This window comes from Streptomyces sp. NPDC053513 (genome assembly GCF_044544765.1).
GTDB lineage: Bacteria > Actinomycetota > Actinomycetes > Streptomycetales > Streptomycetaceae > Streptomyces > Streptomyces litmocidini.
Genome location: NZ_JBITXP010000005.1, coordinates 307,681 through 329,847, shown reverse-complemented (window position 1 = coordinate 329,847; position 22,167 = coordinate 307,681). Strand labels below are relative to the sequence as shown.

General features: G+C 73.4%; 24 protein-coding genes. 20 read left to right on the top strand and 4 right to left on the bottom strand.

The genetic code is table 11. The features are described from left to right. Positions 1 to 205 precede the first annotated feature (205 nt). The 8 genes from glmS (at position 206) to ACIGW4_RS11580 (ending at position 8,787) form a co-directional block, all read left to right on the top strand. Positions 206 to 2,053 carry a glutamine--fructose-6-phosphate transaminase (isomerizing) gene (gene glmS / locus ACIGW4_RS11615; protein WP_123454709.1) on the top strand — a complete coding sequence of 616 codons (1,848 nt, stop codon included), beginning with the start codon at positions 206 to 208 and terminating at the stop codon, positions 2,051 to 2,053. A gap of 7 nt (positions 2,054 to 2,060) precedes the next feature. Beyond that, entirely contained in the window at positions 2,061 to 2,429 is a 369-nt protein-coding gene (locus ACIGW4_RS11610; RefSeq protein WP_123454711.1) for a holo-ACP synthase, read from the top strand. A gap of 692 nt (positions 2,430 to 3,121) precedes the next feature. After that, positions 3,122 to 4,573, top strand: a complete 1,452-nt coding sequence (locus ACIGW4_RS11605; protein WP_123454713.1) for an NAD(P)H-hydrate dehydratase — start codon at positions 3,122 to 3,124, stop codon at positions 4,571 to 4,573. Between the two features lie 138 nt (positions 4,574 to 4,711). Further along, positions 4,712 to 5,605 carry a L,D-transpeptidase gene (locus ACIGW4_RS11600; protein ID WP_398710183.1) on the top strand — a complete coding sequence of 298 codons (894 nt, stop codon included), beginning with the start codon at positions 4,712 to 4,714 and terminating at the stop codon, positions 5,603 to 5,605. A gap of 20 nt (positions 5,606 to 5,625) precedes the next feature. Continuing rightward, positions 5,626 to 6,774, top strand: coding sequence for an alanine racemase (alr, locus tag ACIGW4_RS11595; RefSeq protein WP_399579916.1), 1,149 nt, complete (start codon positions 5,626 to 5,628; stop codon positions 6,772 to 6,774). 6 nt (positions 6,775 to 6,780) lie between these two features. Further along, positions 6,781 to 7,944, top strand: a complete 1,164-nt coding sequence (locus ACIGW4_RS11590) for an alpha/beta fold hydrolase (protein ID WP_398710187.1) — start codon at positions 6,781 to 6,783, stop codon at positions 7,942 to 7,944. A gap of 10 nt (positions 7,945 to 7,954) precedes the next feature. Beyond that, entirely contained in the window at positions 7,955 to 8,518 is a 564-nt protein-coding gene (tsaE, locus tag ACIGW4_RS11585; protein WP_359590974.1) for a tRNA (adenosine(37)-N6)-threonylcarbamoyltransferase complex ATPase subunit type 1 TsaE, read from the top strand. Between the two features lie 110 nt (positions 8,519 to 8,628). After that, positions 8,629 to 8,787, top strand: a complete 159-nt coding sequence (locus tag ACIGW4_RS11580) for a hypothetical protein (RefSeq protein WP_185094609.1) — start codon at positions 8,629 to 8,631, stop codon at positions 8,785 to 8,787. 100 nt (positions 8,788 to 8,887) lie between these two features. Here ACIGW4_RS11580 and ACIGW4_RS11575 read toward each other — a convergent pair whose 3' ends face one another. After that, positions 8,888 to 9,430, bottom strand: a complete 543-nt coding sequence (locus ACIGW4_RS11575) for a hypothetical protein (protein WP_123454723.1) — start codon at positions 9,428 to 9,430, stop codon at positions 8,888 to 8,890. A 120-nt stretch (positions 9,431 to 9,550) separates the two neighbouring features. Here ACIGW4_RS11575 and tsaB point away from each other — a divergent pair, with 120 nt between their 5' ends. The 8 genes from tsaB (at position 9,551) to ACIGW4_RS11535 (ending at position 15,453) form a co-directional block, all read left to right on the top strand. Then, entirely contained in the window at positions 9,551 to 10,207 is a 657-nt protein-coding gene (gene tsaB, locus ACIGW4_RS11570; protein WP_123454725.1) for a tRNA (adenosine(37)-N6)-threonylcarbamoyltransferase complex dimerization subunit type 1 TsaB, read from the top strand. Positions 10,208 to 10,239: 32 nt separating this feature from the next. Beyond that, the gene (gene rimI, locus ACIGW4_RS11565) at positions 10,240 to 10,704 is read left to right on the top strand and encodes a ribosomal protein S18-alanine N-acetyltransferase (protein WP_185094776.1); all 465 of its coding nucleotides are present in this window, start codon (positions 10,240 to 10,242) and stop codon (positions 10,702 to 10,704) included. Then, entirely contained in the window at positions 10,704 to 11,804 is a 1,101-nt protein-coding gene (gene tsaD, locus ACIGW4_RS11560) for a tRNA (adenosine(37)-N6)-threonylcarbamoyltransferase complex transferase subunit TsaD (protein ID WP_123454727.1), read from the top strand. The genes rimI and tsaD overlap by 1 nt, the downstream gene beginning before the upstream one ends. Before the next feature lie 11 nt (positions 11,805 to 11,815). Continuing rightward, entirely contained in the window at positions 11,816 to 12,070 is a 255-nt protein-coding gene (locus ACIGW4_RS11555; RefSeq protein WP_185094777.1) for a hypothetical protein, read from the top strand. 46 nt (positions 12,071 to 12,116) lie between these two features. Next, positions 12,117 to 12,965: a polysaccharide deacetylase family protein gene (locus tag ACIGW4_RS11550; RefSeq protein WP_123454731.1), complete on the top strand. Its 849-nt coding sequence runs from the start codon at positions 12,117 to 12,119 to the stop codon at positions 12,963 to 12,965. Positions 12,966 to 13,063: 98 nt separating this feature from the next. After that, positions 13,064 to 13,429, top strand: coding sequence for a YciI family protein (locus ACIGW4_RS11545; protein WP_123454733.1), 366 nt, complete (start codon positions 13,064 to 13,066; stop codon positions 13,427 to 13,429). 64 nt (positions 13,430 to 13,493) lie between these two features. Beyond that, a complete protein-coding gene (locus ACIGW4_RS11540; RefSeq protein WP_123457443.1) occupies positions 13,494 to 14,717 on the top strand; it encodes an RNA polymerase sigma factor in 1,224 nt (407 codons plus the stop codon). Positions 14,718 to 14,787: 70 nt separating this feature from the next. Then, positions 14,788 to 15,453 carry a hypothetical protein gene (locus ACIGW4_RS11535; RefSeq protein WP_123454735.1) on the top strand — a complete coding sequence of 222 codons (666 nt, stop codon included), beginning with the start codon at positions 14,788 to 14,790 and terminating at the stop codon, positions 15,451 to 15,453. Here ACIGW4_RS11535 and ACIGW4_RS11530 read toward each other — a convergent pair. Then, positions 15,392 to 16,582, bottom strand: a complete 1,191-nt coding sequence (locus tag ACIGW4_RS11530) for an SAM-dependent methyltransferase (RefSeq protein ID WP_399579908.1) — start codon at positions 16,580 to 16,582, stop codon at positions 15,392 to 15,394. The two genes, ACIGW4_RS11535 and ACIGW4_RS11530, sit on opposite strands and share 62 nt — an antisense overlap. 100 nt (positions 16,583 to 16,682) lie before the next feature. Here ACIGW4_RS11530 and ACIGW4_RS11525 point away from each other — a divergent pair, with 100 nt between their 5' ends. The 4 genes from ACIGW4_RS11525 to groL all read left to right on the top strand — a co-directional run bounded on the left by ACIGW4_RS11525 (position 16,683) and on the right by groL (position 20,143). Further along, entirely contained in the window at positions 16,683 to 17,630 is a 948-nt protein-coding gene (locus ACIGW4_RS11525) for a polysaccharide deacetylase family protein (RefSeq protein WP_185094611.1), read from the top strand. Then, entirely contained in the window at positions 17,627 to 17,941 is a 315-nt protein-coding gene (locus tag ACIGW4_RS11520; protein ID WP_398710192.1) for a hypothetical protein, read from the top strand. Before ACIGW4_RS11525 ends, ACIGW4_RS11520 begins: the two co-directional genes overlap by 4 nt. Positions 17,942 to 18,087: 146 nt before the next feature. Then, entirely contained in the window at positions 18,088 to 18,396 is a 309-nt protein-coding gene (groES, locus tag ACIGW4_RS11515; protein WP_017239619.1) for a co-chaperone GroES, read from the top strand. Between the two features lie 118 nt (positions 18,397 to 18,514). Then, the gene (groL, locus tag ACIGW4_RS11510; RefSeq protein ID WP_123454743.1) at positions 18,515 to 20,143 is read left to right on the top strand and encodes a chaperonin GroEL; all 1,629 of its coding nucleotides are present in this window, start codon (positions 18,515 to 18,517) and stop codon (positions 20,141 to 20,143) included. A gap of 66 nt (positions 20,144 to 20,209) precedes the next feature. Here groL and ACIGW4_RS11505 read toward each other — a convergent pair whose 3' ends face one another. Both ACIGW4_RS11505 and ACIGW4_RS11500 read right to left on the bottom strand, forming a co-directional pair. Further along, positions 20,210 to 20,908: an ester cyclase gene (locus tag ACIGW4_RS11505; protein WP_399579902.1), complete on the bottom strand. Its 699-nt coding sequence runs from the start codon at positions 20,906 to 20,908 to the stop codon at positions 20,210 to 20,212. 222 nt (positions 20,909 to 21,130) lie between these two features. Then, entirely contained in the window at positions 21,131 to 22,150 is a 1,020-nt protein-coding gene (locus ACIGW4_RS11500) for a hydroxyacid dehydrogenase (protein ID WP_399580014.1), read from the bottom strand. Positions 22,151 to 22,167 lie beyond the last annotated feature (17 nt).

Here is a 22,167-nt window from a genome sequence, read left to right as displayed (position 1 = left end):
GGCTGACCGGCTGACCGGCTGACCGGCTGACCGGCTGACCGGCTGACCGGCTGACCGGCTGACCGGCTGACCGGCTGACCGGCTGACCGGCTGACCGGCTGACCCCGGGCCCGTCCGGCGCGCCCCGCTCCCCTCGCGACACGGGCGGGGGCGCGCCCCGCGCCGACTCCGGCCGGTGGGAGGGGTTCCGGCGTAGCCTGCCGTCATGTGCGGAATCGTGGGTTACGTCGGCGGGCAGTCGGCGCTTGATGTGGTGGTCACGGGCCTCAAGCGGCTCGAATACCGGGGCTACGACTCGGCCGGTGTCGCGGTGCTCTCCGACGGGGGGATCGCCGCGGCCAAGAAGGCGGGCAAGCTCGTCAACCTGGAGAAGGAGCTCGTCGACCGGCCGCTGCCCGGCGGCTCCGTCGGCATCGGGCACACCCGCTGGGCCACCCACGGCGGGCCCACCGACGCCAACGCGCACCCGCACCTGGACAACGCCGGGCGCGTCGCCGTCGTCCACAACGGCATCATCGAGAACTTCGCCGCCCTCCGGGAGGAGCTCGTCGAGCGCGGCCACACGCTGCTCTCCGAGACCGACACCGAGACCGTCGCCCACCTCCTCGCCGAGGAGTTCTCCTCCGTCGGCGACCTCGCCGAGGCCATGCGGCTCGTCTGCCGCCGCCTCGACGGGGCCTTCACCCTCGTCGCCGTCCACGCCGACCAGCCCGACGTCGTCGTCGGCGCCCGCCGGAACTCGCCGCTCGTCGTCGGCGTCGGCGAGGGGGAGAACTTCCTCGCCTCCGACGTGTCCGCGTTCATCGCCCACACCCGCTCCGCCATCGAACTCGGGCAGGACCAGGTCGTCGAGCTGACCAGGGACGGCGTCACCGTCACCGACTTCGACGGCGCGCCCGCCGACGTCCGGGCCTACCACGTCGACTGGGACGCCTCCGCCGCCGAGAAGGGCGGCTACGCCTCCTTCATGCTCAAGGAGATCGCCGAGCAGCCCAAGGCCGTCACCGACACCCTCCTCGGACGGATCGACGGGGCCGGCCGGCTCAGCCTCGACGAGGTGCGCATCCCCGACGCCGTGCTCCGCGAGGCCGACAAGGTCGTCATCGTCGCCTGCGGCACCGCCTTCCACGCCGGACTCATCGCCAAGTACGCCATCGAGCACTGGACCCGCATCCCCTGCGAGGTCGAACTCGCCAGCGAGTTCCGCTACCGCGACCCGATCCTGAACCGGCGCACCCTCGTCGTCGCGATCTCCCAGTCCGGCGAGACCATGGACACCCTCATGGCGCTCCGGCACGCCCGGGAACAGGGCGCGAAGGTGCTCGCCGTGTGCAACACGAACGGCTCGACGATCCCGAGGGAATCGGACGCCGTCCTCTACACCCACGCCGGGCCCGAGGTCGCCGTCGCCTCGACGAAGGCCTTCCTCACGCAGCTGGTGGCCTGTTACCTCCTCGCCCTCTACCTCGGCCAGGTGCGCGGCACCCAGTGGGGCGACGAGATCCACGCCGTCGTCCGCGACCTCGCCCGGATCGGCGACGACGTCGAACGCGTCCTGGAGACCATGGAGCCGGTACGGGCCCTCGCCCGGTCCCTCGCCGACAAGGACACCGTGCTGTTCCTGGGGCGCCACGTCGGCTACCCGGTGGCCCTGGAAGGCGCGCTGAAGCTGAAGGAGTTGGCGTACATGCACGCCGAGGGCTTCGCGGCCGGCGAGCTCAAGCACGGACCGATCGCGCTCATCGAGGAGGGCCTGCCGGTCGTCGTGGTCGTGCCCTCGCCGCGCGGCCGCTCCGTCCTCCACGACAAGATCGTCTCCAACATCCAGGAGATCCGGGCCCGTGGGGCGCGGACCATCGTCATCGCGGAGGAGGGCGACGAGGCCGTCGTCCCGTACGCCGACCACCTCGTCCGCATCCCCGCCACGCCTACGCTGCTCCAGCCGCTGGTCGCCACCGTGCCGCTCCAGGTCTTCGCCTGCGAGCTCGCCACCGCGCGGGGCAACGAGGTCGACCAGCCGCGCAACCTGGCCAAATCCGTGACCGTGGAGTGAGTGGGAAATGATCATTGGGGTGGGGATCGACGTGGCGGAGATCGACCGTTTCGCCGCGTCCATCGAGCGGACACCGGGGCTGGTCCAGCGCCTCTTCGTCGAGCGGGAGGTGCTCCTCCCGAGCGGCGAACGGCGCGGACCCGCCTCGCTCGCGGTCCGCTTCGCCGCGAAGGAGGCCCTCGCGAAGGCGCTCGGCGCGCCGGGCGGACTGCACTGGACCGACGCCGAGGTGTACGTCGAGGGCAGCGGGCAGCCGCGGCTGCGGGTACGGGGGACGGTGGCGGCGCGGGCGGCGGAGCTGGGGGTTCGGCACTGGCACGTGTCGTTGAGCCATGACGCGGGGGTGGCCTCGGCGGTGGTCATCGCCGAGGGCTGACCCCTCCGGCCCCGAGGTGGGCGCCCTGCGGTTGTGGGCCACGCCCGCCGGGACGACGCCCGCCCCCGTCGCGGGCTGCGCCCACCGGGGCGGTGCCCCCGCCGATGCGGGCCCGCGCCCGCGGGACGGTGCCCACCGCGCCCCCGTTGTGGGCGTCGCCCCGCCGGGCGGTGCATCCGCCCACCCCGTCGCGGGCTGCGCCCGCCGGGGCGGTGCCCACCCCGTTGTGGGCAGTCGTTCCGCTGGGGCGGAACGGGTGGGCACAACGGACCCGCGCCCTGCCAGCGCCAGAGGCTTCTGTGCCTGGACCCGCACCGGGCTGTGCGCCGCGCACGGGGTGCGGGTCAGGGCGCGGAACGCGGAGGCGCCGCTCAGGGCGCCGTCCCGTGTGCCCACCCGTCCCGCCCCAGCGGGACGATTGCCCACACGGCAGGTGGGCAGGGGCACCGCCCACCCGGGCGCGGCCCGCACGGGCAGGGGCAACGCCCAGCACGGGCGCGGGCAACGCCCAGTACGGGCGCGGGCCCGCACGGGCAGGGGGCGCCGTCCAGCAAGGCGCGGGTCCCACACGGGGCACCGCCCCGCCGGGCGTGGGCCACGTGGGCGGTGGGCGCCCCGGGGCGCGAGTGCGCACGGGGTGCGGGCCCGTGCAGCGGGGGCGGTGGGGCGTGGGGCGGGGGAGACTGCTGGGCATGCGTATCGCTTATCGCGTGGAGACCGTCCGGACCGCCGAAGCCGAACTCATGGCCCGCCTGCCCCCCGGCACCCTCATGCAGCGCGCCGCCGCCGGCCTCGCCGCCGCCTGTTGTTCGCTGCTCGGGAAGGGGCGGGTGTACGGCGCCCGGGTCGTCCTGCTCGTCGGCAGCGGCGACAACGGCGGCGACGCCCTGTACGCCGGCGCCCGCCTCGCCCGGCGCGGCGCCGGCGTGACGGCCGTGCTGCTCGGGGCACGCGCGCACGAGGGCGGACTCGCCGCGCTGCGGGCCGCCGGCGGGCGCGTCGCCGAGGAGCCGTTCGGGCCCCTCGCCGCCGCCGACCTCGTCCTCGACGGCATCACCGGCATCGGAGGGCGCGGCGGCCTGCGCCCCGAGGCCGTGCCCGTCGCCCGTGCCGCGCGCGGCTCGGACGCCGTCGTCGTCGCCGTCGACCTGCCGAGCGGCGTCGACGCCGACACCGGCGAGGTCCACGGCGAGGCGCTGCGGGCCGACGCGACGATCACGTTCGGGGCGTACAAGCCGGGTCTGCTCGTCGACCCGGCCCGGGAGTACGCGGGGGCGCTGCGGCTCGTCGACATCGGGCTCGGCGACGTCCTTCCGGGCGTGCCGGACCTGGAGGCCCTCCAGCACGAGGACCTGGCGTGGCTGCTGCCGGTGCCGGGCGCCGAGAGCGACAAGTACCGGCGGGGCGTCGTCGGCGTCCTCGCCGGGTCGGCACGTTATCCGGGTGCCGCCGTGCTCGCCGTCGCCGGTGCGCTGAGGGGCGGTGCCGGGGCCGTGCGGTACGTGGGGCACGCCGGTGACGCCGTGATCGCCGCGCACCCCGAGACGCTGGTGCACCCCGGTCCCCCCGACAAGGCGGGGCGGGTCCAGGCGTGGGTCGTCGGGCCCGGTATCGGGGAGGGGCCGGGCGCCGGGGTCGCCGTCGGGGAGGTCCTGGCCTCGGACGTTCCGGTGCTCGTCGACGCGGACGGCCTGCGGGGGCTCGTGCCGGACGCCGTCCGGGCCCGTACGGCTCCGACCCTGCTGACCCCGCACGCCGGCGAGGCGGCGGCGCTGCTCGGCGTCGCGCGCGAGGAGGTCGAGGCGGGGCGCCTCGCGGCGGTGCGCGAACTGGCGGGCCGCTTCGGGGCGACGGTCCTCCTGAAGGGTTCGACGACGGTGGTGTGCGGGGCGGACGGCGGACCCGTACGGGTGAACCCGACCGGGACGTCCTGGCTGGCGACGGCGGGCAGCGGCGACGTGCTGTCGGGACTCGCCGGGTCGCTCCTCGCGGCGGGGCTTCCGGCCCTCGACGCGGCCTCCTGCGCGGCGTACCTGCACGGGCTCGCCGCCCGCCGGGCGTCGGAGGGGGGTGCGCCGGTGACGGCCACGGAGGTGGCGGACTCGCTGCGGGGGGCGTGGCGGGACGTGACGGCCGGGGCGTAGTGGACGACGCCGGGTTCACCTCCACTCCTTCGCCCTCACTCCTTCGTCCCCCTCGTTCACCCCACTCGGACGAACACCGTTGACCCAGCCGTGGGTTACCGCGCGCTGCCGGGGCGGCGGGCGGATTGGGTGGGTGGGGTGACCAGTTGGAGAACCCGTACCGCGTCCTTGTCGTTCGTCCTCGCCGCCTCCCTCGCGTGGGGGCCCGTCGCCCTCGCCGCCCCTCCCGATCCCGGGACCCCGGTCCTTGCCGCCCCGCAGGACCCCGCCGGCGATCCCGATCCGCTCGTGCCCGGTGTCGTCGGGGCCGGGTCGGCCGAGTATCCGATGGACACGCCCGATCAGGTGCTGCCGCCCCTTCAGCCGGAGGGCGACGTCCCCGTGCCCGAGCCCGAGGAGGAGGTCGACGAGCTGGTCGAGTACCTGCCGCGCAGCGCCGTCGGTGCCGCCTGCACCGCGAAGGCGAGCACCTACCAGCGGCGGGTGGAGCGGCTGCTGGGGCTGCGGGTCGACGGGAAGCAGTCCGCCGCCGACTGCCGGGCGATCCGTGCCTTCCAGGTGAAGGAGAAGATCAAGCCGGCCGCCGGGTACGCCGGGCCCGTCACCTGGGCCCGCGCCGAGCTGCTCGCCGCCCGGAAGAACCTCGACCCGGGCCGGCGCTGCCCGGTGAAGACGTATGCCGTCGCCTGCGTCGACCTCGACCGTCAGCTCATGTGGGTGCGGAAGGGGAAAAAGGTGACATATGCGGTCGTCAACGTGCGGACCGGGCGGCCCGGTTACGCCACCCGCACCGGCTGGCACACCGTCTACTGGCGCCACAAGGACCACTGGTCCTCCATCTACGACACCCCCATGCCGTACGCCCAGTTCTTCAGCGGCGGCCAGGCCTTTCACGCCGTCTACGGGCAGCTCGCCACGCCCGGCGGCAGCCGTGGCTGCGTCAATCTGAGCTACGCCGACGCGCGGAGACTCTGGGGTGTCCTCCGTAAGGGTGACCGGGTCTACATCTGGGGAAAGCGGCCCGGGCACTGACACCTGAGAGACTGGGCGCGATGACTGAGACACCTCCGCCCCCCAGGGCCCGCGCCGAGATCGACCTCGGCGCGCTGCGTGCGAACCTCCGCGCGCTGCGCGCCCGCGTCGCCCCCCACGTCCGGATCATGGCCGTGGTCAAGGCCGACGCGTACGGACACGGAGCCCTGCGCTGCGCCCGCGCCGCCCTGGACGCGGGCGCGGACTGGCTCGGCACGGCCACCCCGCACGAGGCGCTCGCACTGCGCGCCGCCGGGATCACGGACGTGCCCGTCCTGTGCTGGCTCTGGACCCCCGGGGACCCCTGGGACCAGGGCATCGAGGCCGGTCTCGACATGTCGGTGAGCGGCATGTGGGCCCTGGACGAGGTCGTCGAGGCCGCGAAGGCCGTCGGGAGGACCGCCCGGATCCAGCTCAAGGCCGACACCGGCCTCGGGCGCAACGGCTGTCAGCCCGCCGACTGGCCCGAGCTCGTCGGGGCCGCCCTGAAGGCCGAGGTCGACGGGCACGTGAAGGTGACCGGCCTCTGGTCGCACTTCGCCTGCGCCGACGAGCCGCACCACCCCTCCATCGCCGCCCAGCTCGACGTCTTCCGCTCGATGCTGGACCACGCCGAGCGGGCGGGCGTCCGGCCCGAGGTCCGGCACATCGCGAACTCCCCGGCCACGCTCACCCTGCCCGAGTCCCACTTCGACCTGGTCCGGCCCGGCATCGCGATGTACGGCGTCTCGCCGAGCCCCGAGCTCGGCACCTCCGCCGAGCTCGGCCTGCGGCCCGTCATGTCGCTCAAGGCGAGCGTGGCGCTGGTCAAGCACGTGCCCGCCGGGCACGGGGTGAGCTACGGGCACCACTACGTCACCGAGGGGGAGACCACCCTCGGGCTCGTCCCGCTGGGATACGCCGACGGGGTTCCCCGGCACGCCTCCGGGCGCGGGCCCGTCCTCGTCGGCGGCCGCGTCCGCACCGTCGCCGGGCGCGTCGCCATGGACCAGTTCGTGGTCGACCTCGGCGGGGACGCCCCCGAGCCCGGCACCGAGGCCGTGCTCTTCGGGCCCGGCGACCGGGGCGAGCCGACCGCCGAGGACTGGGCGGTGGCAGCCGACACCATCGCGTACGAGATCGTCACCCGGATCGGGGCGCGCGTCCCGCGCGTCTACCTGGGGGAGTAGCCCGCCATGGCGGAGTCGAACGGGAGCAGCTGGAGGCGCGCCGGGTTCGCCGGCGCCGCGATAGGCGTCCTCGCCGCCGGAGCGGCCGCCGGGGTCGCCGTCGAGCGGCTCACCGTCGGCCGTTCCGTACGGCAGAAGGCGCGGCTCGCCCTGGACGCCACCGGCCCGTACGGCGGGCTGCGCGGCACGCCCGGCCGGGCGCTCGCCGACGACGGGACCGTCCTGTACTACGAGGTGGACGAGGTCGAGGCGGACACCCCGCCCGCCCGCCGCCGACGGCTCTTCGGGCGGAAGGAACCCGCCCCCGTCACCGTCGTCTTCAGCCACGGCTACTGCCTCAACCAGGACTCCTGGCACTTCCAGCGGGCCGCCCTGCGCGGGCTCGTCCGCACCGTCCACTGGGACCAGCGGGGCCACGGCCGCTCCGGCGGCGGGGCCTCCCAGGCCGGGCCCGACGCGGTGCCCGTCTCCATCGACCGGCTCGGCCGCGACCTCAAGGCCGTCCTCGACGCCGCCGCGCCCGAGGGGCCGCTCGTCCTCGTCGGGCACTCCATGGGCGGCATGACGGTGATGGCGCTCGCCGAGCAGTACCCGGAGCTGATCCGCGACCGGGTCGCCGGCGTCGCCCTCGTCGGCACCTCGGCGGGGAAGCTGGCGGAGGTGACGTACGGGCTGCCGCTCGCCGGGGTCAACGCCGTCCGGCGGGTCCTGCCGGGCGTCCTGCGGGCCCTGGGCTCCCAGGCGGAACTGGTCGAGCGCGGGCGGCGGGCGACCGCCGACCTCTTCGCGGGGTTGATCAAGAAGTACTCGTTCGCGTCGAAGGACGTGGACCCGGCGGTCGCCCGCTTCGCGGAGCGGATGATCGAGTCGACCCCGATCGACGTGGTCGCCGCCTTCTACCCGGCCTTCGCCGAGCACGACAAGGCCGCCGCCCTCGCCGTCCTGCGCGAGCTGCCGGTGCTCGCGCTCGCCGGGGACAACGACCTGGTCACCCCCAGTTCGCACACCGAGGCCATCGCCGCCCTGCTGCCGGACGCGGAGCTCGTCATCGTCCCGGACGCGGGCCACCTGGTGATGCTGGAGCACCCGGAGGCGGTCACCGACCGGCTGGCCGACCTCCTGGTGCGGGCCGGTGCCGTCCCGGCGGGGGAGCCGTTCCGCACGAGCTAAGTTTGCGGGTATGGAAGCAGCGCACCAGCCCGTCCCCGGCGCCGACCAGCCCGTCTCCGGCGCCACCTCGTCCGTCTCCGGCGCCGCCCCGTCCGTCTCCGGCGCCACCCTCTCCGTCGACTCCCCGCAGCAGATGCAGGAGCTCGGCCGTCGGCTCGCGAAGGTCCTCCGTCCCGGTGACCTCGTCATGCTCACCGGTGAGCTCGGCGCCGGGAAGACGACCCTGACCCGCGGCCTCGGCGAGGGGCTCGGCGTGCGGGGCGCCGTCACCTCCCCGACCTTCGTCATCGCCCGCGTCCACCCGTCCCTGGTCGGCGGCCCGGCGCTGGTCCACGTCGACGCGTACCGCCTCGGCGGCGGGCTCGACGAGATGGAGGACCTCGACCTGGACGTCTCGCTGCCCGAGTCCGTGGTCGTCGTCGAGTGGGGCGACGGCAAGGTCGAGGAGCTGACCGACGACCGGCTGCACCTCCTCATCCACCGGGTGACCGGCGACACCGACGACGACCGGCGCACGGTCGTGCTGCGCGGGATCGGCGCGCGCTGGGCCGAGGAGGACCTCGCGCTGGTCTGAACGCACGTAGATTCCGACAACGTGTCGGGAAGGTGTTGCGTGGGTCCCACGAGCCGTGGTGACATGGATGCACGAACTGGTTAGGTGTACCTAACCTACGGGAGGCATGCATGGCGACGCCCGAACGCGCGGAAACCGCCCGGGACCACGTCCCGATGAGTGAGCTGCTCGCGTCCTGCGCGGCCGCCCGGACCCTCTCGACCCCGCCGCCGGAGCCGTCCGAGCCGGGGGAAGGGGACGGCGACGCCGTGCGGGACGAGGCGGCGTAGAGCCCGGACACGCCTCACGGCCGGGCGGCGCGGGCCGGACGTACGGGTCGGACGCGCGGGTCGGACGTACGGGCCTGACGTACGGGCCTGGTCGTACGCCTCAGGCGACGACGACGACCTTCGCGCCGATCACCGCGAACGTCCACATCACGTCGCCGTCGGCCCGCTTCATCCGGATGCCGCCGGTCTTCCGGGCCGGGTCCGGGGACGGCGTCGAGCCGTCGACCGCCGCGCTGAAGCCGATCGCCACGTCCTGGGCCGTCGCGAACCGCACCACGTGCTCGATCTGCACGCCGTCCGAACCGCGCACCGAGCCCGAGCGCGAGGTCACCGTGTACGCGCCGGGGACCGGGTCGACCGTGCTCGGCCACACCTTGAACGTGCGGGTCGCCCGGCCCTTCTCGTCCACGAGCCACACCCGGCGGTCGGCGAGCGAGTACACCACCCGCTCGCCGCTGCCCGAGCCGGCCGGGACGGCGAGGGGGTCCTTGGCGGGCTGCTTCGGGCCGCCGCTCGGCGAGGCCGAGGGGGCGGCCGTGCCCGGCGTCCGCGGCTTCACCGACAGATCGGCCGGCGCGTTCGCCGAGGCCTGGTAGGCGAGGAAACAGACCGCGGCGACGGCCGCCGCCGTGAGCCCGGCCACGAATCCCGAGCTGCTCCTTGCCACCGTGTCCACCTCTCGTACGTACGTATCGAAGGGTGACGGTAGCAGCCGCCGCCCCGAGGTTCGGGGCAGCGTGCCCGGGAGCCGTAGGCTGTTCGCGTGCTGTTGCTCGCCATGGATACCGCCACCCCCGCCGTCACCGTCGCCCTCCACGACGGCGAGGCCGTCGTCGCCTCGTCGAGTCAGGTCGACGCCCGCCGCCACGGGGAGCTGCTGCTGCCCGCCGTCGACCGGGTCCTCTCGGAGGCCGGGCTGAAACTCGACGCGGTCACCGGGATCGTCGTCGGCGTCGGCCCCGGCCCGTACACCGGCCTCCGGGTCGGCCTCGTCACGGCCGCGGCCTTCTCGTCGGCGCTCGGCGTGCCGGTGCACGGCCTGTGCACCCTCGACGGCCTCGCGTACGCCTCCGGGATCGAGGGGCCCTTCGCCGTCGCGACGGACGCGCGCCGCAAGGAGGTCTACTGGGCGCGGTACGCGGACTCCCGCACCCGTGTGGGCGACGCGGCCGTCGACCGGCCCGCCGACATCGCCGAGTCCCTCGCCGGGCTCCCCGTCGTCGGATCCGGCGCCCGCCTCTACCCCGAGGCCTTCCCGGACGCCCGCGACCCCGAGCACCAGTCGGCCGCCGCGCTCGCCGGGCTCGCCGCCGAGCGGCTCGCGGCCGGCGGGGACGGCTTCCTCGACCCGCTGCCGATGTACCTGCGGCGCCCCGACGCGCAGGTGCCGAAGAACTACAAGGTGGTCACCCCCAAGTGAGCGCCGCCGTGACCGGGGCCGTGCTGCGCGAGATGCGCTGGTGGGACATCGAACCCGTGCTGGCGCTCGAAGCCGAGCTGTTCCCCGAGGACGCCTGGTCCGAGGGGATGTTCTGGTCGGAGCTCGCGCACGCCAGGGGACCGCGGGCCACCCGCCACTACGTGGTGGCGGAGGACCCGTCCGACGGCCGGCTCGTCGGGTACGCCGGGCTCGCCGCAGCCGGCGGACTCGGCGACGTGCAGACGATCGCGGTCTCCCGCGACCAGTGGGGCACGGGCCTCGGCGCCCGGCTCCTCACCGACCTGCTCAAGGAAGCCACCGCCTTCGAGTGCGAGGAGGTCCTCCTCGAAGTGCGCGTGGACAACACCCGGGCCCAGAAGCTCTACGAGCGCTTCGGCTTCGAGCCCATCGGGTTCCGGCGCGGCTACTACCAGCCGGGCAATGTCGACGCGCTCGTGATGCGACTGATCGTTCAAGGAACTGGGACTGAGATCTGATGGCTGCTGACGAACCGCTGGTACTCGGCATCGAGACCTCCTGCGACGAGACCGGCGTCGGCATCGTCCGCGGGACCACGCTCCTCGCCGACGCCGTCGCCTCCAGCGTCGACACCCACGCCCGCTTCGGCGGCGTCGTGCCCGAGATCGCCTCTCGCGCCCATCTGGAGGCCATGGTCCCGACGATCGAGCGCGCCCTGAAGACGGCCGGGATCTCCGCGAAGGACCTCGACGGCATCGCCGTCACCGCCGGACCCGGCCTCGCGGGCGCCCTGCTCGTCGGCGTCTCCGCCGCCAAGGCGTACGCCTACGCCCTGGGCAAGCCGCTCTACGGCGTCAACCACCTCGCCTCGCACATCTGCGTCGACCAGCTGGAGCACGGCAAGCTGCCCGAGCCGACGATGGCCCTGCTGGTCTCCGGCGGGCACTCCTCGCTGCTGCTCTCCAGCGACATCACCTCCGACGTGCGGCCGATGGGCGCCACCATCGACGACGCGGCCGGCGAGGCCTTCGACAAGATCGCCCGCGTCCTCGACCTCGGCTTCCCCGGCGGCCCGGTCATCGACCGGCTCGCCAAGGAGGGCGACCCCGAGGCGATCGCCTTCCCGCGCGGCCTCAGCGGCTCCCGCGACCCCGCGTACGACTTCTCCTTCTCCGGCCTCAAGACCGCCGTGGCCCGCTGGATCGAGGCCAAGCGGGCGGCCGGCGAGGACGTGCCCGTGCGGGACGTCGCCGCGTCCTTCCAGGAGGCGGTCGTCGACGTGCTCACCCGCAAGGCCGTCCGGGCCTGCAAGGACGAGGGCGTCGACCACCTGATGATCGGCGGCGGCGTGGCCGCCAACTCGCGGCTGCGGGCCCTCGCCGAGGAGCGCTGCGAGCGCGCCGGGATCCGGCTGCGGGTGCCCCGGCCGGGCCTGTGCACCGACAACGGCGCGATGGTCGCGGCCCTCGGCTCCGAGATGGTCGCCCGCAACCGGCCGGCCTCGGACCTGGAGCTGTCGGCGGACTCCTCCCTGCCGGTGACGGACCCCCACGTGCCGGGTCACTCCCACGACCACGACCACGTGCACGAGGTCAGCAAGGAGAACCTGTACTCGTGAGGCTCACGCTCATGTGGGAGGCCAGGGCCGCCCAGGGCCGGGGCGCCGAGCTCCTGGAGTGGGCGCGGGCCCAGGTCCTCGCCCGTGAGCCGGTCCGCCGGGAGCTCTTCCGGGCCCCGCAGGACCGGGTCCTCGTCCTTACCTGGTGGGAGGCGGAGGGCTTCGACGCGGAGCTGCCCGAGCTGCCGGAGCCGGACGCGGAACTGATCACCCGTCCGGTCCACCGCTGGCGATTCGAATCGATCGAACAAGAATCGGTCGAATAAGCGAGGATCGGGCAACCTTTCGACCCGCTGGGGCATCCCACAGCGCGTGAAGAAGACGATCGCGCTGTGGGCGGCCCTGACCACCGTCGCCCTCCTGGTGACCGGCTGCACGGTGGAGGAGCCCTCCGCGGCCGCCGCCCCGACGGCTTCCCCGTCCGCCCCGCCCACCAGGGAAGCCGGGCGCAAGGCGCCCGAAGCCCCGGAGGCCGCCGCTGCCGCCGCGTACCGGAGATGGGGCCTGAAGCCCTTCGCCGCCCCGCCCGCCCCGCCCGCGGTCAAGCCGGTGCGGCGCACGGCCGGCGGCCCGGTGCCCGTCATCAGCGAGATACCCACCCGCGAGAAGATCGTCTTCATCACGATCGACGACGGGGCCGAGAAGGACCCCGAGTTCGTCCGGATGACGAAGGACCTCAAGGTCCCCTTCACGATGTTCCTCACGGACGCCGCCATCCGCGCCGACTACCCGTACTTCGAGCCCCTGCTGGCCCAGGGCCACGGCCTCGCCAACCACACCCTCACCCATCCCGACCTGCGCACCCTCTCCCCGGAGGCCCAGCGCCGGGAGATCTGCGGCCAGCAGACGAAGCTGAAGCAGCGGTACGGGAAGACCCCGCGGCTCTTCCGGCCGCCGTACGGCAACTGGAACGAGGCCACGCGCGCGGCGGCGGGGGAGTGCGGCCTCGACGCGATCGTGCTGTGGCGCGAGTCCATGCAGATCAAGAACATGCAGTACCAGCGCGGCGACCGGAAGCTGCACCCCGGCGACATCGTCCTGGCCCACTTCCGGGGCCCGTCCGAGCTCAAGGGCCGGACGATGACCGAGATGACGGCGACCCTGCTGCGGAAGATCCAGGAGCAGGGCTTCACGGTGGCGCGCCTGGAGGACTACGTCTGAGAAATTCCTTCCGCGCGGTGTCGATGCGCGCCCGGCCCGTTCGACGTATGTGTGGACGGCGGGGAACGGCCCCGCCCACCGCACACCGAGGAGTCGTCATGCCCCGCTTCCTGTCCCTCGTCCGCATCGAGGAGAACACCATCGACATGGAGAGCGCCGACCCCGGCTTCGAGCAGCGGATGGGCGAGCTCTTCGAGGAGATCACCAAGGCCGGAGCCATGGTGGACACGGCCGGACTGAAGCCGACCGCCGAGGCCACCCGGATCAGCTGGTCGGACGGGAAGCTGTCGTTCACCGACGGCCCGTTCACCGAGACCAAGGAGGTCGTCGGCGGCTACGCGATGCTCCAGTGCAAGGACATGGCCGAGGCCGTCGAGTGGGGCAAGCGGTTCCTGGCCGTCCACCCGCCGCACTGGAAGGTCGGCCTGGAGGTCCGCGAGGTCGAGGAGATGCCGGAAGGCTGACCCGCGTCGTGCTGTCATGTGAGACGTGACGGTGGTGGAGAGCACGCTGGAGACGGTCTTCCGGATGGAGTCGGCGCGGATCATCGCCACGGTGACGCGGATCGTCCGGGACGTCGGCATCGCCGAGGAGCTCGCGCAGGACGCGCTCGTCTCCGCGCTGGAGCAGTGGCCGCGGTCGGGCGTCCCGGACAGCCCGGGGGCCTGGCTGACGGCCGCCGCGAAGCACCGCGCCGTCGACCTCGTGCGGCGCCGGGAGACGTACGCCCGGAAGCTCGCCGAGGTGGGCCGGACGCTCACGGAGGAGTCGTACGACCCCGAGCCGTCCGGCCCCGGCGACATCGACGACGACGTGCTCCGGCTCGTCTTCACCACCTGCCACCCGGTGCTCTCCGCCGACGCCCGCGCGGCGCTCACCCTGCGGCTCGTCGGCGGCCTGCGGACGGACGAGATCGCCCGCGCCTTCCTCGTGCCCGAGGCGACGGTCGCGGCGCGGATCACCCGGGCCAAGCGGACGCTCGCGAAGGCGGGCGTGGAGTTCGAGGTGCCGTACGGGGAGGAGCGGACGGCCCGCCTCGGCTCCGTCCTGGAGGTCGTCTACCTGATCTTCAACGAGGGGTACGCGGCCACCGCCGGCGACGACCTGCTCCGCCCCGGCCTGTGCGAGGACGCCCTGCGGCTCGCCCGGGGCCTGGCCGCCCTGATGCCGGGGGAGAGCGAGGTGCACGGCCTCTGCGCGCTCCTCGAACTGCAGGCCTCCCGCATCCCCGCCCGCACCGGGCCCGACGGGCTGCCGGTGCTCCTCGCCGAGCAGAACCGCAGCCGCTGGAACCGGCTCCTGGTGCGCCGCGGGTACGCCGCCCTCGCCCGCGCCGGGGACGGCCGCGCCTACGGGCCGTACGCCCTCCAGGCCGCGATCGCCGCCTGCCACGCGCGGGCCGCCTCGTACGAGGAGACGGACTGGGCGACCATCGCCGCCCTCTACGGGCGGCTCGGGGCCCTCGCGCCCTCCCCGGTGGTCGAGTTGAACCGCGCGGTCGCCGTGTCGATGACCGAGGGGCCCGAGGCGGCCCTCCGGATCGTCGACGCCCTCGCCGCCGAACCGTCCCTCGCCCGCTACCACTTGCTCCCGAGCGTCCGCGGCGACCTGCTCGTCCGCCTCGGCCGGACGGACGAGGCCCGCGCGGAGTTCGAACGCGCCGCCGCGCTCACGAGGAACGAGAGCGAGCGGGAGCTGCTGCTGGGGCGGGCCCGCACCTCGGGCCGGGCACAGGGGAGTCGGGGGCGGTGAGGGAAGGCCGTGCGAGGAGATCCCGGGGGCGTCCGGTCGCCCCGGCGGGGCGCGCCTTAGGGTGCTGGGCATGTCCCCGCGCACCCCGCTCCCCCCTCCGCCCCCGCCGGCCGAACTCCAGAGCTGGCCCGACCGGGAGGCGCGGCTCGCCGACCGGGCACTGGCCCTCGACGAGCTCGGCAGGAGGCTGCTCGGCGGAGGGCGGCTCGTGCTGTTCCTGCTCTGGTTCCTCCTGCTCCAACTGGGCTGGTCGCTGATCGGCGTGCTGCTCATCGCGATCGGCGCGCCGCTCTCCGACCCGATGACGACGATGTTCGGTGTCCTCACGGCGGTCCCCGGCATCGGGATCCTCGTCCCGGCCGTGTGGCTGACCGTCCGCAGCCTGCGGCGCGACCGGACCGTCCGGGAGCGCCTCGTGCAGTGGGCGCTCCTCGACCGGCACGGTCCGACGGACGCCCGGCTGCGCGCCCCCGTCCTCAGCGCCTGCTGGCTGCTGCTGTCCTTCGCGATGTGCGCGACCGGCCTCTGGATGGGCTTCGCGGTTCCGGCGGGCGTCAGCCGCGACGACGGGTACGGCCTGGTCGCGTACGGCATGGGCGTCGCCCTGATCCTCTGGGTCACCGGGCTGACCGGCCTGGCGAAGGCCGTCGGCCACTACCGCTTCGCGGTGCGGCTCACCGCCCACCGCCCGCGGGGCGGCCGATCAGCATCGTCGGGGCTCCCGCGACCCGAGTGAGCAGGACCGTCGCCGCGTGGGGGCCCTTCGGCTTCACCTTGCGGCGGATCTCCTCCGGCTCGACCGCCGAGCCGCGCTTCTTCACGGTGAGGGTGCCGACCTCGCGCTCCCGCAGCAGGGACTTCAACTTCTTCAGGTTGAAGGGGAGTTCGTCGGTGATCTCGTAGGCGGCGGCGTACGGGGTCGGGCGCAGCTCGTCCGCCGTGACGTACGCGATCGTCTCGTCGATCAGGCCGCCGTCCAGCTCCTCCGCCACCTCGGCGACCAGGTGCGCCCGGATCACGGCGCCGTCCGGCTCGTACAGGTAGCGGCCGACCGGGCGGACCGCCGGATCGGGCAGCCCCCGGCCGGTGAGCCCGGCGCCGGAGGGCAGCAGCGTGGCCCGGCGGGCGCCCGGCTCCGTGCCGAACCAGAGCACGGCCTCCTTCACGTCCCCGCCGTCCGAGATCCACTCCGCCTCGGCCTCCTCGGGGACCGCCTCGTGCGGGATGCCCGGCGCCACCTTCAGCGCGGCGTGCGGCGCCCGGCGGGCCGCGTCGATCGCCCAGGAGAGCGGCGGGGAGTACGCCTCGGGGTCGAAGATCCTGCCCCGGCCGCCACGCCGCGCCGGGTCGACGAAGACCGCGTCGTACGGGCTGGTGTCGATCTCGGTGACGTCGGCGCAGCGGACCTCGATCAGGTCGGCGAGGCCGAGCGCCGCCGCGTTGGCGCGGACCGCCTCGGCGGTCAGCGGGTCCCGGTCGACGGCGAGGACGGAGATCCCGGCGCGGGCGAGGGCGATCGCGTCGCCGCCGATCCCGGAGCAGAGGTCCGCGACGCTCCGGACGCCGAGCGCCTTGAGCCGGGCCGCCCGGTACGTGCCGACCGAGGCGCGGGTCGACTGCTCGACGCCGTTGGGCGTGAAGTACATCCGGTACGCGTCCTCGGCGCCGAACTTCGCGACCGCCCGCTGCCGCAGCCGCGCCTGGCCGAGGGCCGCGGTGACGAGTTCGGCGGGGTGGTCGCGGCGCAGCCGGGAGGCGACCGCCAGCTCCTGGGCGGGGTCGTAGTCGCGCAGGGCGGCGAGGAGCGTCTGCCCCTCGGGGCTGAGCAGGGCGGCGAAGGAGGCGAGGTCGGTCACCCGTCCCATTCTGGCCCCTGGGGGGCTGTGGGCCGCCCGGGGGACGGCGGGTGCGGTACGGCGGTGTCGCGGCCCGGAAGGGGCTCCCGCGCTGACAGGATGCGGCGCCATGCAGCTCGTACGACAAAAGGACCAGATGATGGCAAAAGGTGTGCACCGCTCCCGCCGGACGCTGGGGGCGGCGCTCGCCGTGGCCGCCCTCGCCTCCGCCGCCACGGCCTGCTCCGGCAGCGCCGAACCCGAGCGCGGCGCACCCGCCCCTGCCGCCGCCGCCGAACAGCAGGCCCCGGCCGCCGGCGCCCTCAACGCGTACGTCGAGCGGGTCCGCGCGCAGCGCGCCGCCCGCGTGCTCGCCGCCAAGAAGTGGGGGCTCGCCAAACCCCCGCTCGAAGCCCCCGCCCCGCCTGCCGTCAAACCGAAGATCACCACCCGCAAGGGCTTCGAGACGGACGGAGAGGGCCTGCCGCCCGTCTTCACCACCGTCCCGACCAAGCAGAAGGTCGTCTTCCTGACGATCGACGACGGCGCGGAGAAGGACCCCCGGCTGCTCACGATGATGAAGGAGCTGCGGATCCCCTACAGCGCCTTCCTCAGCGACTACCTCGTCAAGGACGACTACGGCTACTTCGCGAAGATGCAGAAGTCGCAGGAGTCCGGCGTCTCCCTGCACAACCACACCCTCCACCATCCCTACCTGCCCGCCCTCTCGTACGGCGAGCAGAAGCACGAGATCTGCGGCATGCAGGACGTCATCGAGAAGCGGTTCGGCAAGCGGCCCCCGCTCTTCCGCCCGCCGTACGGCAACTACAACGAGGACACCCTGCGCGCGGCCAGGAGCTGCGGCGTCAAGGCCGTCCCGCTCTGGGCCGCCGAGGCCTTCCCCGACCACATGGAGTGGCGCGAGTGGGACCGGGACCTGCACCCCGGCGACATCGTGCTCACCCATTTCCGCGGCAAGGAGGACTGGAAGGGCACCATGCCGGACATGATCCGCCGTGTGATGAACGTGATCACGTCCAAGGGGTACGCGGTGGCGAGACTCGAGGACTACGTATGAGAGAACCGCGTACGAGGTGGGTCGCCGCCCTCGCCGTGACCGGCGCGCTCCTCGCCCTCCCGGCCTGCGCCTCCTCGGTCGACCCGATCGAGCGGCTCGGCCGGAAGGCGGCGGAGCGGGTGCACCCCCGTCCCTCGCCGGTCCAGCGCGTACGGGCGGCGGTGGACGCGAAGCGCTGCGAAGAGGCCCGGACGCCCCGTACGGACACGCCCGTCGCCGGGCCCGTCCTCATGCCCGTCGCCGGGCCCGCCGTCACGCCCGCTCTCACGCCACGGAGCGATGAATTGGCACTCCGCTTGACCGAGTGCTAATCGCGGTCATAGTCTCGGCTCTGGCACTCCCCACTGGAGAGTGCCAACACAGCGACGGGCAGGTCCGGCACCCGCGACGACGGATCCACCTGGTCGCCACCTCAGACAGTTAACCCCGTGAGATCTCCGAAGGGGGAGGTCGGATCGTGACGACCACCAGCTCCAAGGTTGCCATCAAGCCGCTCGAGGACCGCATCGTGGTCCAGCCGCTCGACGCCGAGCAGACCACCGCCTCTGGCCTGGTCATTCCGGACACCGCCAAGGAGAAGCCCCAGGAGGGCGTCGTCCTGGCCGTGGGCCCGGGCCGCTTCGAGAACGGCGAGCGCCTGCCGCTCGACGTCAAGACCGGCGACATCGTGCTGTACAGCAAGTACGGCGGCACCGAGGTGAAGTACAACGGCGAGGAGTACCTCGTCCTCTCGGCTCGCGACGTGCTCGCGATCGTCGAGAAGTAATTCACCAGGTAACCCAGGTATCTGAAGCAGATGCTTTGAGCTGCGCCCCTTGACCCCGCACAGGGCGTCCGGGGGCGCAGTTCGTTCCACCAGAATCCGAGAGGGCTGAACCGCTCCCATGGCGAAGATCCTGAAGTTCGACGAGGACGCCCGTCGCGCCCTTGAGCGCGGCGTCAACAAGCTTGCCGACACGGTGAAGGTGACGATCGGCCCCAAGGGCCGCAACGTCGTCATCGACAAGAAGTTCGGCGCCCCCACCATCACCAACGACGGTGTCACGATCGCCCGCGAGGTCGAGATCGAGGACCCGTACGAGAACCTCGGCGCCCAGCTCGTGAAGGAGGTGGCGACCAAGACCAACGACATCGCGGGTGACGGCACCACCACCGCCACCGTGCTCGCCCAGGCCCTGGTCCGCGAGGGTCTGCGCAACGTCGCCGCCGGCGCCTCCCCGGCCGCCCTGAAGAAGGGCATCGACGCCGCCGTCAAGGCCGTCTCCGAGGAGCTCCTCGCCACCGCGCGCCCGATCGACGACAAGTCCGACATCGCCGCCGTCGCCGCGCTCTCCGCGCAGGACCAGCAGGTCGGCGAGCTCATCGCCGAGGCGATGGACAAGGTCGGCAAGGACGGTGTCATCACCGTCGAGGAGTCCAACACCTTCGGCCTGGAGCTCGACTTCACCGAGGGCATGGCCTTCGACAAGGGCTACCTGTCCCCGTACATGGTGACCGACCAGGAGCGCATGGAGGCCGTCCTCGACGACCCGTACATCCTGATCCACCAGGGCAAGATCTCCTCGATCCAGGACCTGCTGCCCATCCTGGAGAAGGTCATCCAGGCCGGCGCCAGCAAGCCGCTCCTGATCATCGCCGAGGACGTCGAGGGTGAGGCCCTCTCCACCCTCGTCGTCAACAAGATCCGTGGCACCTTCAACGCCGTCGCCGTCAAGGCCCCCGGCTTCGGTGACCGCCGCAAGGCGATGCTCGGCGACATGGCCACCCTCACCGGTGCCACCGTCATCGCCGAGGAGGTCGGCCTCAAGCTCGACCAGGCCGGTCTCGACGTGCTGGGCACCGCCCGCCGCGTGACCGTCACCAAGGACGACACCACCATCGTCGACGGTGGCGGCAACTCCGAGGACGTCGCGGGCCGCGTCAACCAGATCAAGGCCGAGATCGAGTCCACGGACTCCGACTGGGACCGCGAGAAGCTCCAGGAGCGCCTCGCGAAGCTCGCCGGCGGCGTCTGCGTCATCAAGGTCGGCGCCGCCACCGAGGTGGAGCTGAAGGAGAAGAAGCACCGTCTGGAGGACGCCATCTCCGCGACCCGCGCCGCGGTCGAGGAGGGCATCGTCTCTGGTGGTGGCTCCGCGCTCGTCCACGCCGTCAAGGTCCTCGAAGGCAACCTCGACAAGACCGGCGACGAGGCCACCGGTGTCGCCGTCGTCCGCCGCGCCGCCGTCGAGCCGCTGCGCTGGATCGCCGAGAACGCCGGACTCGAGGGCTACGTCATCACCTCGAAGGTGGCGGAGCTGGAGAAGGGCAACGGCTTCAACGCCGCCACCGGCGAGTACGGCGACCTGGTCAAGGCCGGCGTCATCGACCCGGTGAAGGTGACGCGCTCCGCCCTGGAGAACGCCGCCTCCATCGCCTCCCTCCTCCTCACCACCGAGACCCTCGTGGTGGAGAAGAAGGAAGAGGAGCCGGCGGACCACGGCCACGGCCACGGTCACGGCCACTCCCACTGAGGCAGCTGACTGACAGCCGAGGCCCGGTGCTCCCGTCGCGGGAGCACCGGGCCTCACTGCTTTCTCCTACGGCTCCACGGCCCCGAGCTGCCCCATCAGCCCGAGCATGTCGTACTGCCACCACCCCTCCACGGCCTTCCCGTCCTCCCGGAAGCGGTGGACGACCATCCCGGTCATGCTCACCTCCATCCCGGTCGGCTGGAGCCCCATGAAGTCGCCGACGTGGGTGCCGTTCCAGGTCCAGCGCGTGCAGACCCGGCCCCCGTCCGCGATCTGGTCGTCGATCGTGAACGTGAAGTCGAAGGCCGCCCGCCACATCTCGGCCTCGCGCCGCAGCGCGTCCATCCCGACCGCGTCCGTCGGATTGCTCGGATCGTGGTCGTGGTACCCCTCGGCGAACACCTCGTCGAGCGGCGGCAGCTCCCCGGGCATCGACACCAGCTCGAAGAACCGCCGCGAGGCCGCCTTGTACATCTGCTCGTCCCGGACCACGTCCAGGTCGGTGAAGGTCGGCATCTCGTCACAGAGCGCGACCATCTCCCGGAAGATCCGGTCGGTCTCGGGAAGCTGCGAATTCCGCATGGCCACGTCGTACGAGGGGAACTCGACGATCTCCACCACGTGGGCCGCGTCGGAGCGGTCCTTGCCGACGATGCTGTGCGTCGCGGTCCGCTTGCCCTTGGTCTGCTCGACCCACCGGTCCATGAGCCGGTTCAGGTCGTCGATCCGGCTCGTCTTGCAGTCGATGATCTGCACGAATGTCATGACGCCTCCCGACCCAGGTAGGACCTTTCCAGTCTAGGTCGGTGGGGCTCGGATGCCCTGGCAGCACGGGGCGTGGAGCGGGGACCGGCGCGTCCCGGCTCCGCGCGTGCCCGGGAGCACGCCGCGCTCGCCCTGCGGCCCGGGCCCCGGCACGAGGCCCTGCCCGCCGTCCTCCACTGCGCCCCCGACGCCGTCCCCCTCGTCCTCGAAGAGGCCGAGCGGCTACGCCGAGCGCTGGAGGTCCGAGGCCCTCACCTCTTCCGCCAAGGGCTCGCCGCGGGTGTACCGCGCCACCTCTTCGAGGGCCTGGTCCGCCATGCGGTGGAGTTCGTTGCCGAGGGAGCCGGCGACGTGGGGGGTGAGGAGGACGTTCGGGAGCGTCCACAAGGGGGAGTCGGGCGGGGGGAGTTCCGGGTCCGTCACGTCGAGGACCGCGTGCAGGCGGCCCGTGACGAGGTGGGGGAGCAGGGCCTCCTCGTCGACGAGGGAGCCGCGGGCCGTGTTGATCAGGGTCGTGCCGGCCGGCATCGCGGCGAGCTGTGCCGCGCCGATCATGTGGTGCGTGGCGGGGAGTTGCGGCGCGTGGACCGAGACGACCGTGCTGCGGGCGCAGAGGTCGTCGAGGGCGGTGAGTTCCGTGCCGGGGGGCGGGACGTCCACGTACGGGTCGTACAGCAGGATCTCGAAGTCGAAGGGGCGGAGGAGTTCGACGACCCGGCGGCCGATGCGGGAGGCGCCGACGATGCCGATCGTGCGGCGGTAGTTGCCCCAGGGGGCGGATTCCGTGAGCCAGGTGTCGTCGGTGCGCAGTTCGGCGTACCGCTGGGCCGAGCGCAGGACCCGCTTCCCGGCGAAGAGGATCGCGGCGAGCGTGTACTCGGCGACCGGCAGCGCGTTGGCGGCGGCGGCCGAGGTGACGCGCAGGCCCCGCTCCCAGCAGGCGTCGGTGACGTGGTGCTTGACGGAGCCGGCGGCGTGGACGACCGCCTTGAGGCGCGGGGCGCGGGCCAGGACCTCGGCCGTCAGCGGGGGTGCTCCCCAGCAGGTCAGGAGGATCTCGGCCTCGGCCAGGGCGGCGGCGACCCGCGGGTCCGGGGCGGTCAGGTCGTGGGCGACCAGGTGGGGGTCGGTCCGGGCGAGGCGGGCCAGGCGGGTGCGGTGGGCTTCCGTGAGGAGGCGTCCGTCGACTCCGGGACCCATCGCGAGCAGGAGCGCCGGGCGATTGTCAGTGGTGGGGTGCATGGTGGTCACGGGCCTTC

Bases quoted from the DNA above. Each gene is read 5' to 3' on its own strand.
- tsaE (WP_359590974.1), top strand. From the start codon at position 7,955: ATGGAAGCAGCGCACCAGCCCGTCCCCGGCGCCGACCAGCCCGTCTCC.
- ACIGW4_RS11500 (WP_399580014.1), bottom strand. From the start codon at position 22,150: ATGCACCCCACCACTGACAATCGCCCGGCGCTCCTGCTCGCGATGGGT.
- tsaD (WP_123454727.1), top strand. From the start codon at position 10,704: ATGGCTGCTGACGAACCGCTGGTACTCGGCATCGAGACCTCCTGCGAC.
- ACIGW4_RS11520 (WP_398710192.1), top strand. From the start codon at position 17,627: ATGAGAGAACCGCGTACGAGGTGGGTCGCCGCCCTCGCCGTGACCGGC.
- ACIGW4_RS11540 (WP_123457443.1), top strand. From the start codon at position 13,494: ATGGAGTCGGCGCGGATCATCGCCACGGTGACGCGGATCGTCCGGGAC.
- ACIGW4_RS11535 (WP_123454735.1), top strand. From the start codon at position 14,788: ATGTCCCCGCGCACCCCGCTCCCCCCTCCGCCCCCGCCGGCCGAACTC.
- ACIGW4_RS11610 (WP_123454711.1), top strand. From the start codon at position 2,061: ATGATCATTGGGGTGGGGATCGACGTGGCGGAGATCGACCGTTTCGCC.
- ACIGW4_RS11605 (WP_123454713.1), top strand. From the start codon at position 3,122: ATGCGTATCGCTTATCGCGTGGAGACCGTCCGGACCGCCGAAGCCGAA.
- ACIGW4_RS11530 (WP_399579908.1), bottom strand. From the start codon at position 16,582: ATGGGACGGGTGACCGACCTCGCCTCCTTCGCCGCCCTGCTCAGCCCC.
- ACIGW4_RS11505 (WP_399579902.1), bottom strand. From the start codon at position 20,908: ATGACATTCGTGCAGATCATCGACTGCAAGACGAGCCGGATCGACGAC.
- ACIGW4_RS11545 (WP_123454733.1), top strand. From the start codon at position 13,064: ATGCCCCGCTTCCTGTCCCTCGTCCGCATCGAGGAGAACACCATCGAC.
- glmS (WP_123454709.1), top strand. From the start codon at position 206: ATGTGCGGAATCGTGGGTTACGTCGGCGGGCAGTCGGCGCTTGATGTG.
- alr (WP_399579916.1), top strand. From the start codon at position 5,626: ATGACTGAGACACCTCCGCCCCCCAGGGCCCGCGCCGAGATCGACCTC.
- ACIGW4_RS11590 (WP_398710187.1), top strand. From the start codon at position 6,781: ATGGCGGAGTCGAACGGGAGCAGCTGGAGGCGCGCCGGGTTCGCCGGC.
- rimI (WP_185094776.1), top strand. From the start codon at position 10,240: ATGCGCTGGTGGGACATCGAACCCGTGCTGGCGCTCGAAGCCGAGCTG.
- ACIGW4_RS11525 (WP_185094611.1), top strand. From the start codon at position 16,683: ATGCAGCTCGTACGACAAAAGGACCAGATGATGGCAAAAGGTGTGCAC.
- groL (WP_123454743.1), top strand. From the start codon at position 18,515: ATGGCGAAGATCCTGAAGTTCGACGAGGACGCCCGTCGCGCCCTTGAG.
- ACIGW4_RS11555 (WP_185094777.1), top strand. From the start codon at position 11,816: ATGTGGGAGGCCAGGGCCGCCCAGGGCCGGGGCGCCGAGCTCCTGGAG.
- ACIGW4_RS11580 (WP_185094609.1), top strand. From the start codon at position 8,629: ATGGCGACGCCCGAACGCGCGGAAACCGCCCGGGACCACGTCCCGATG.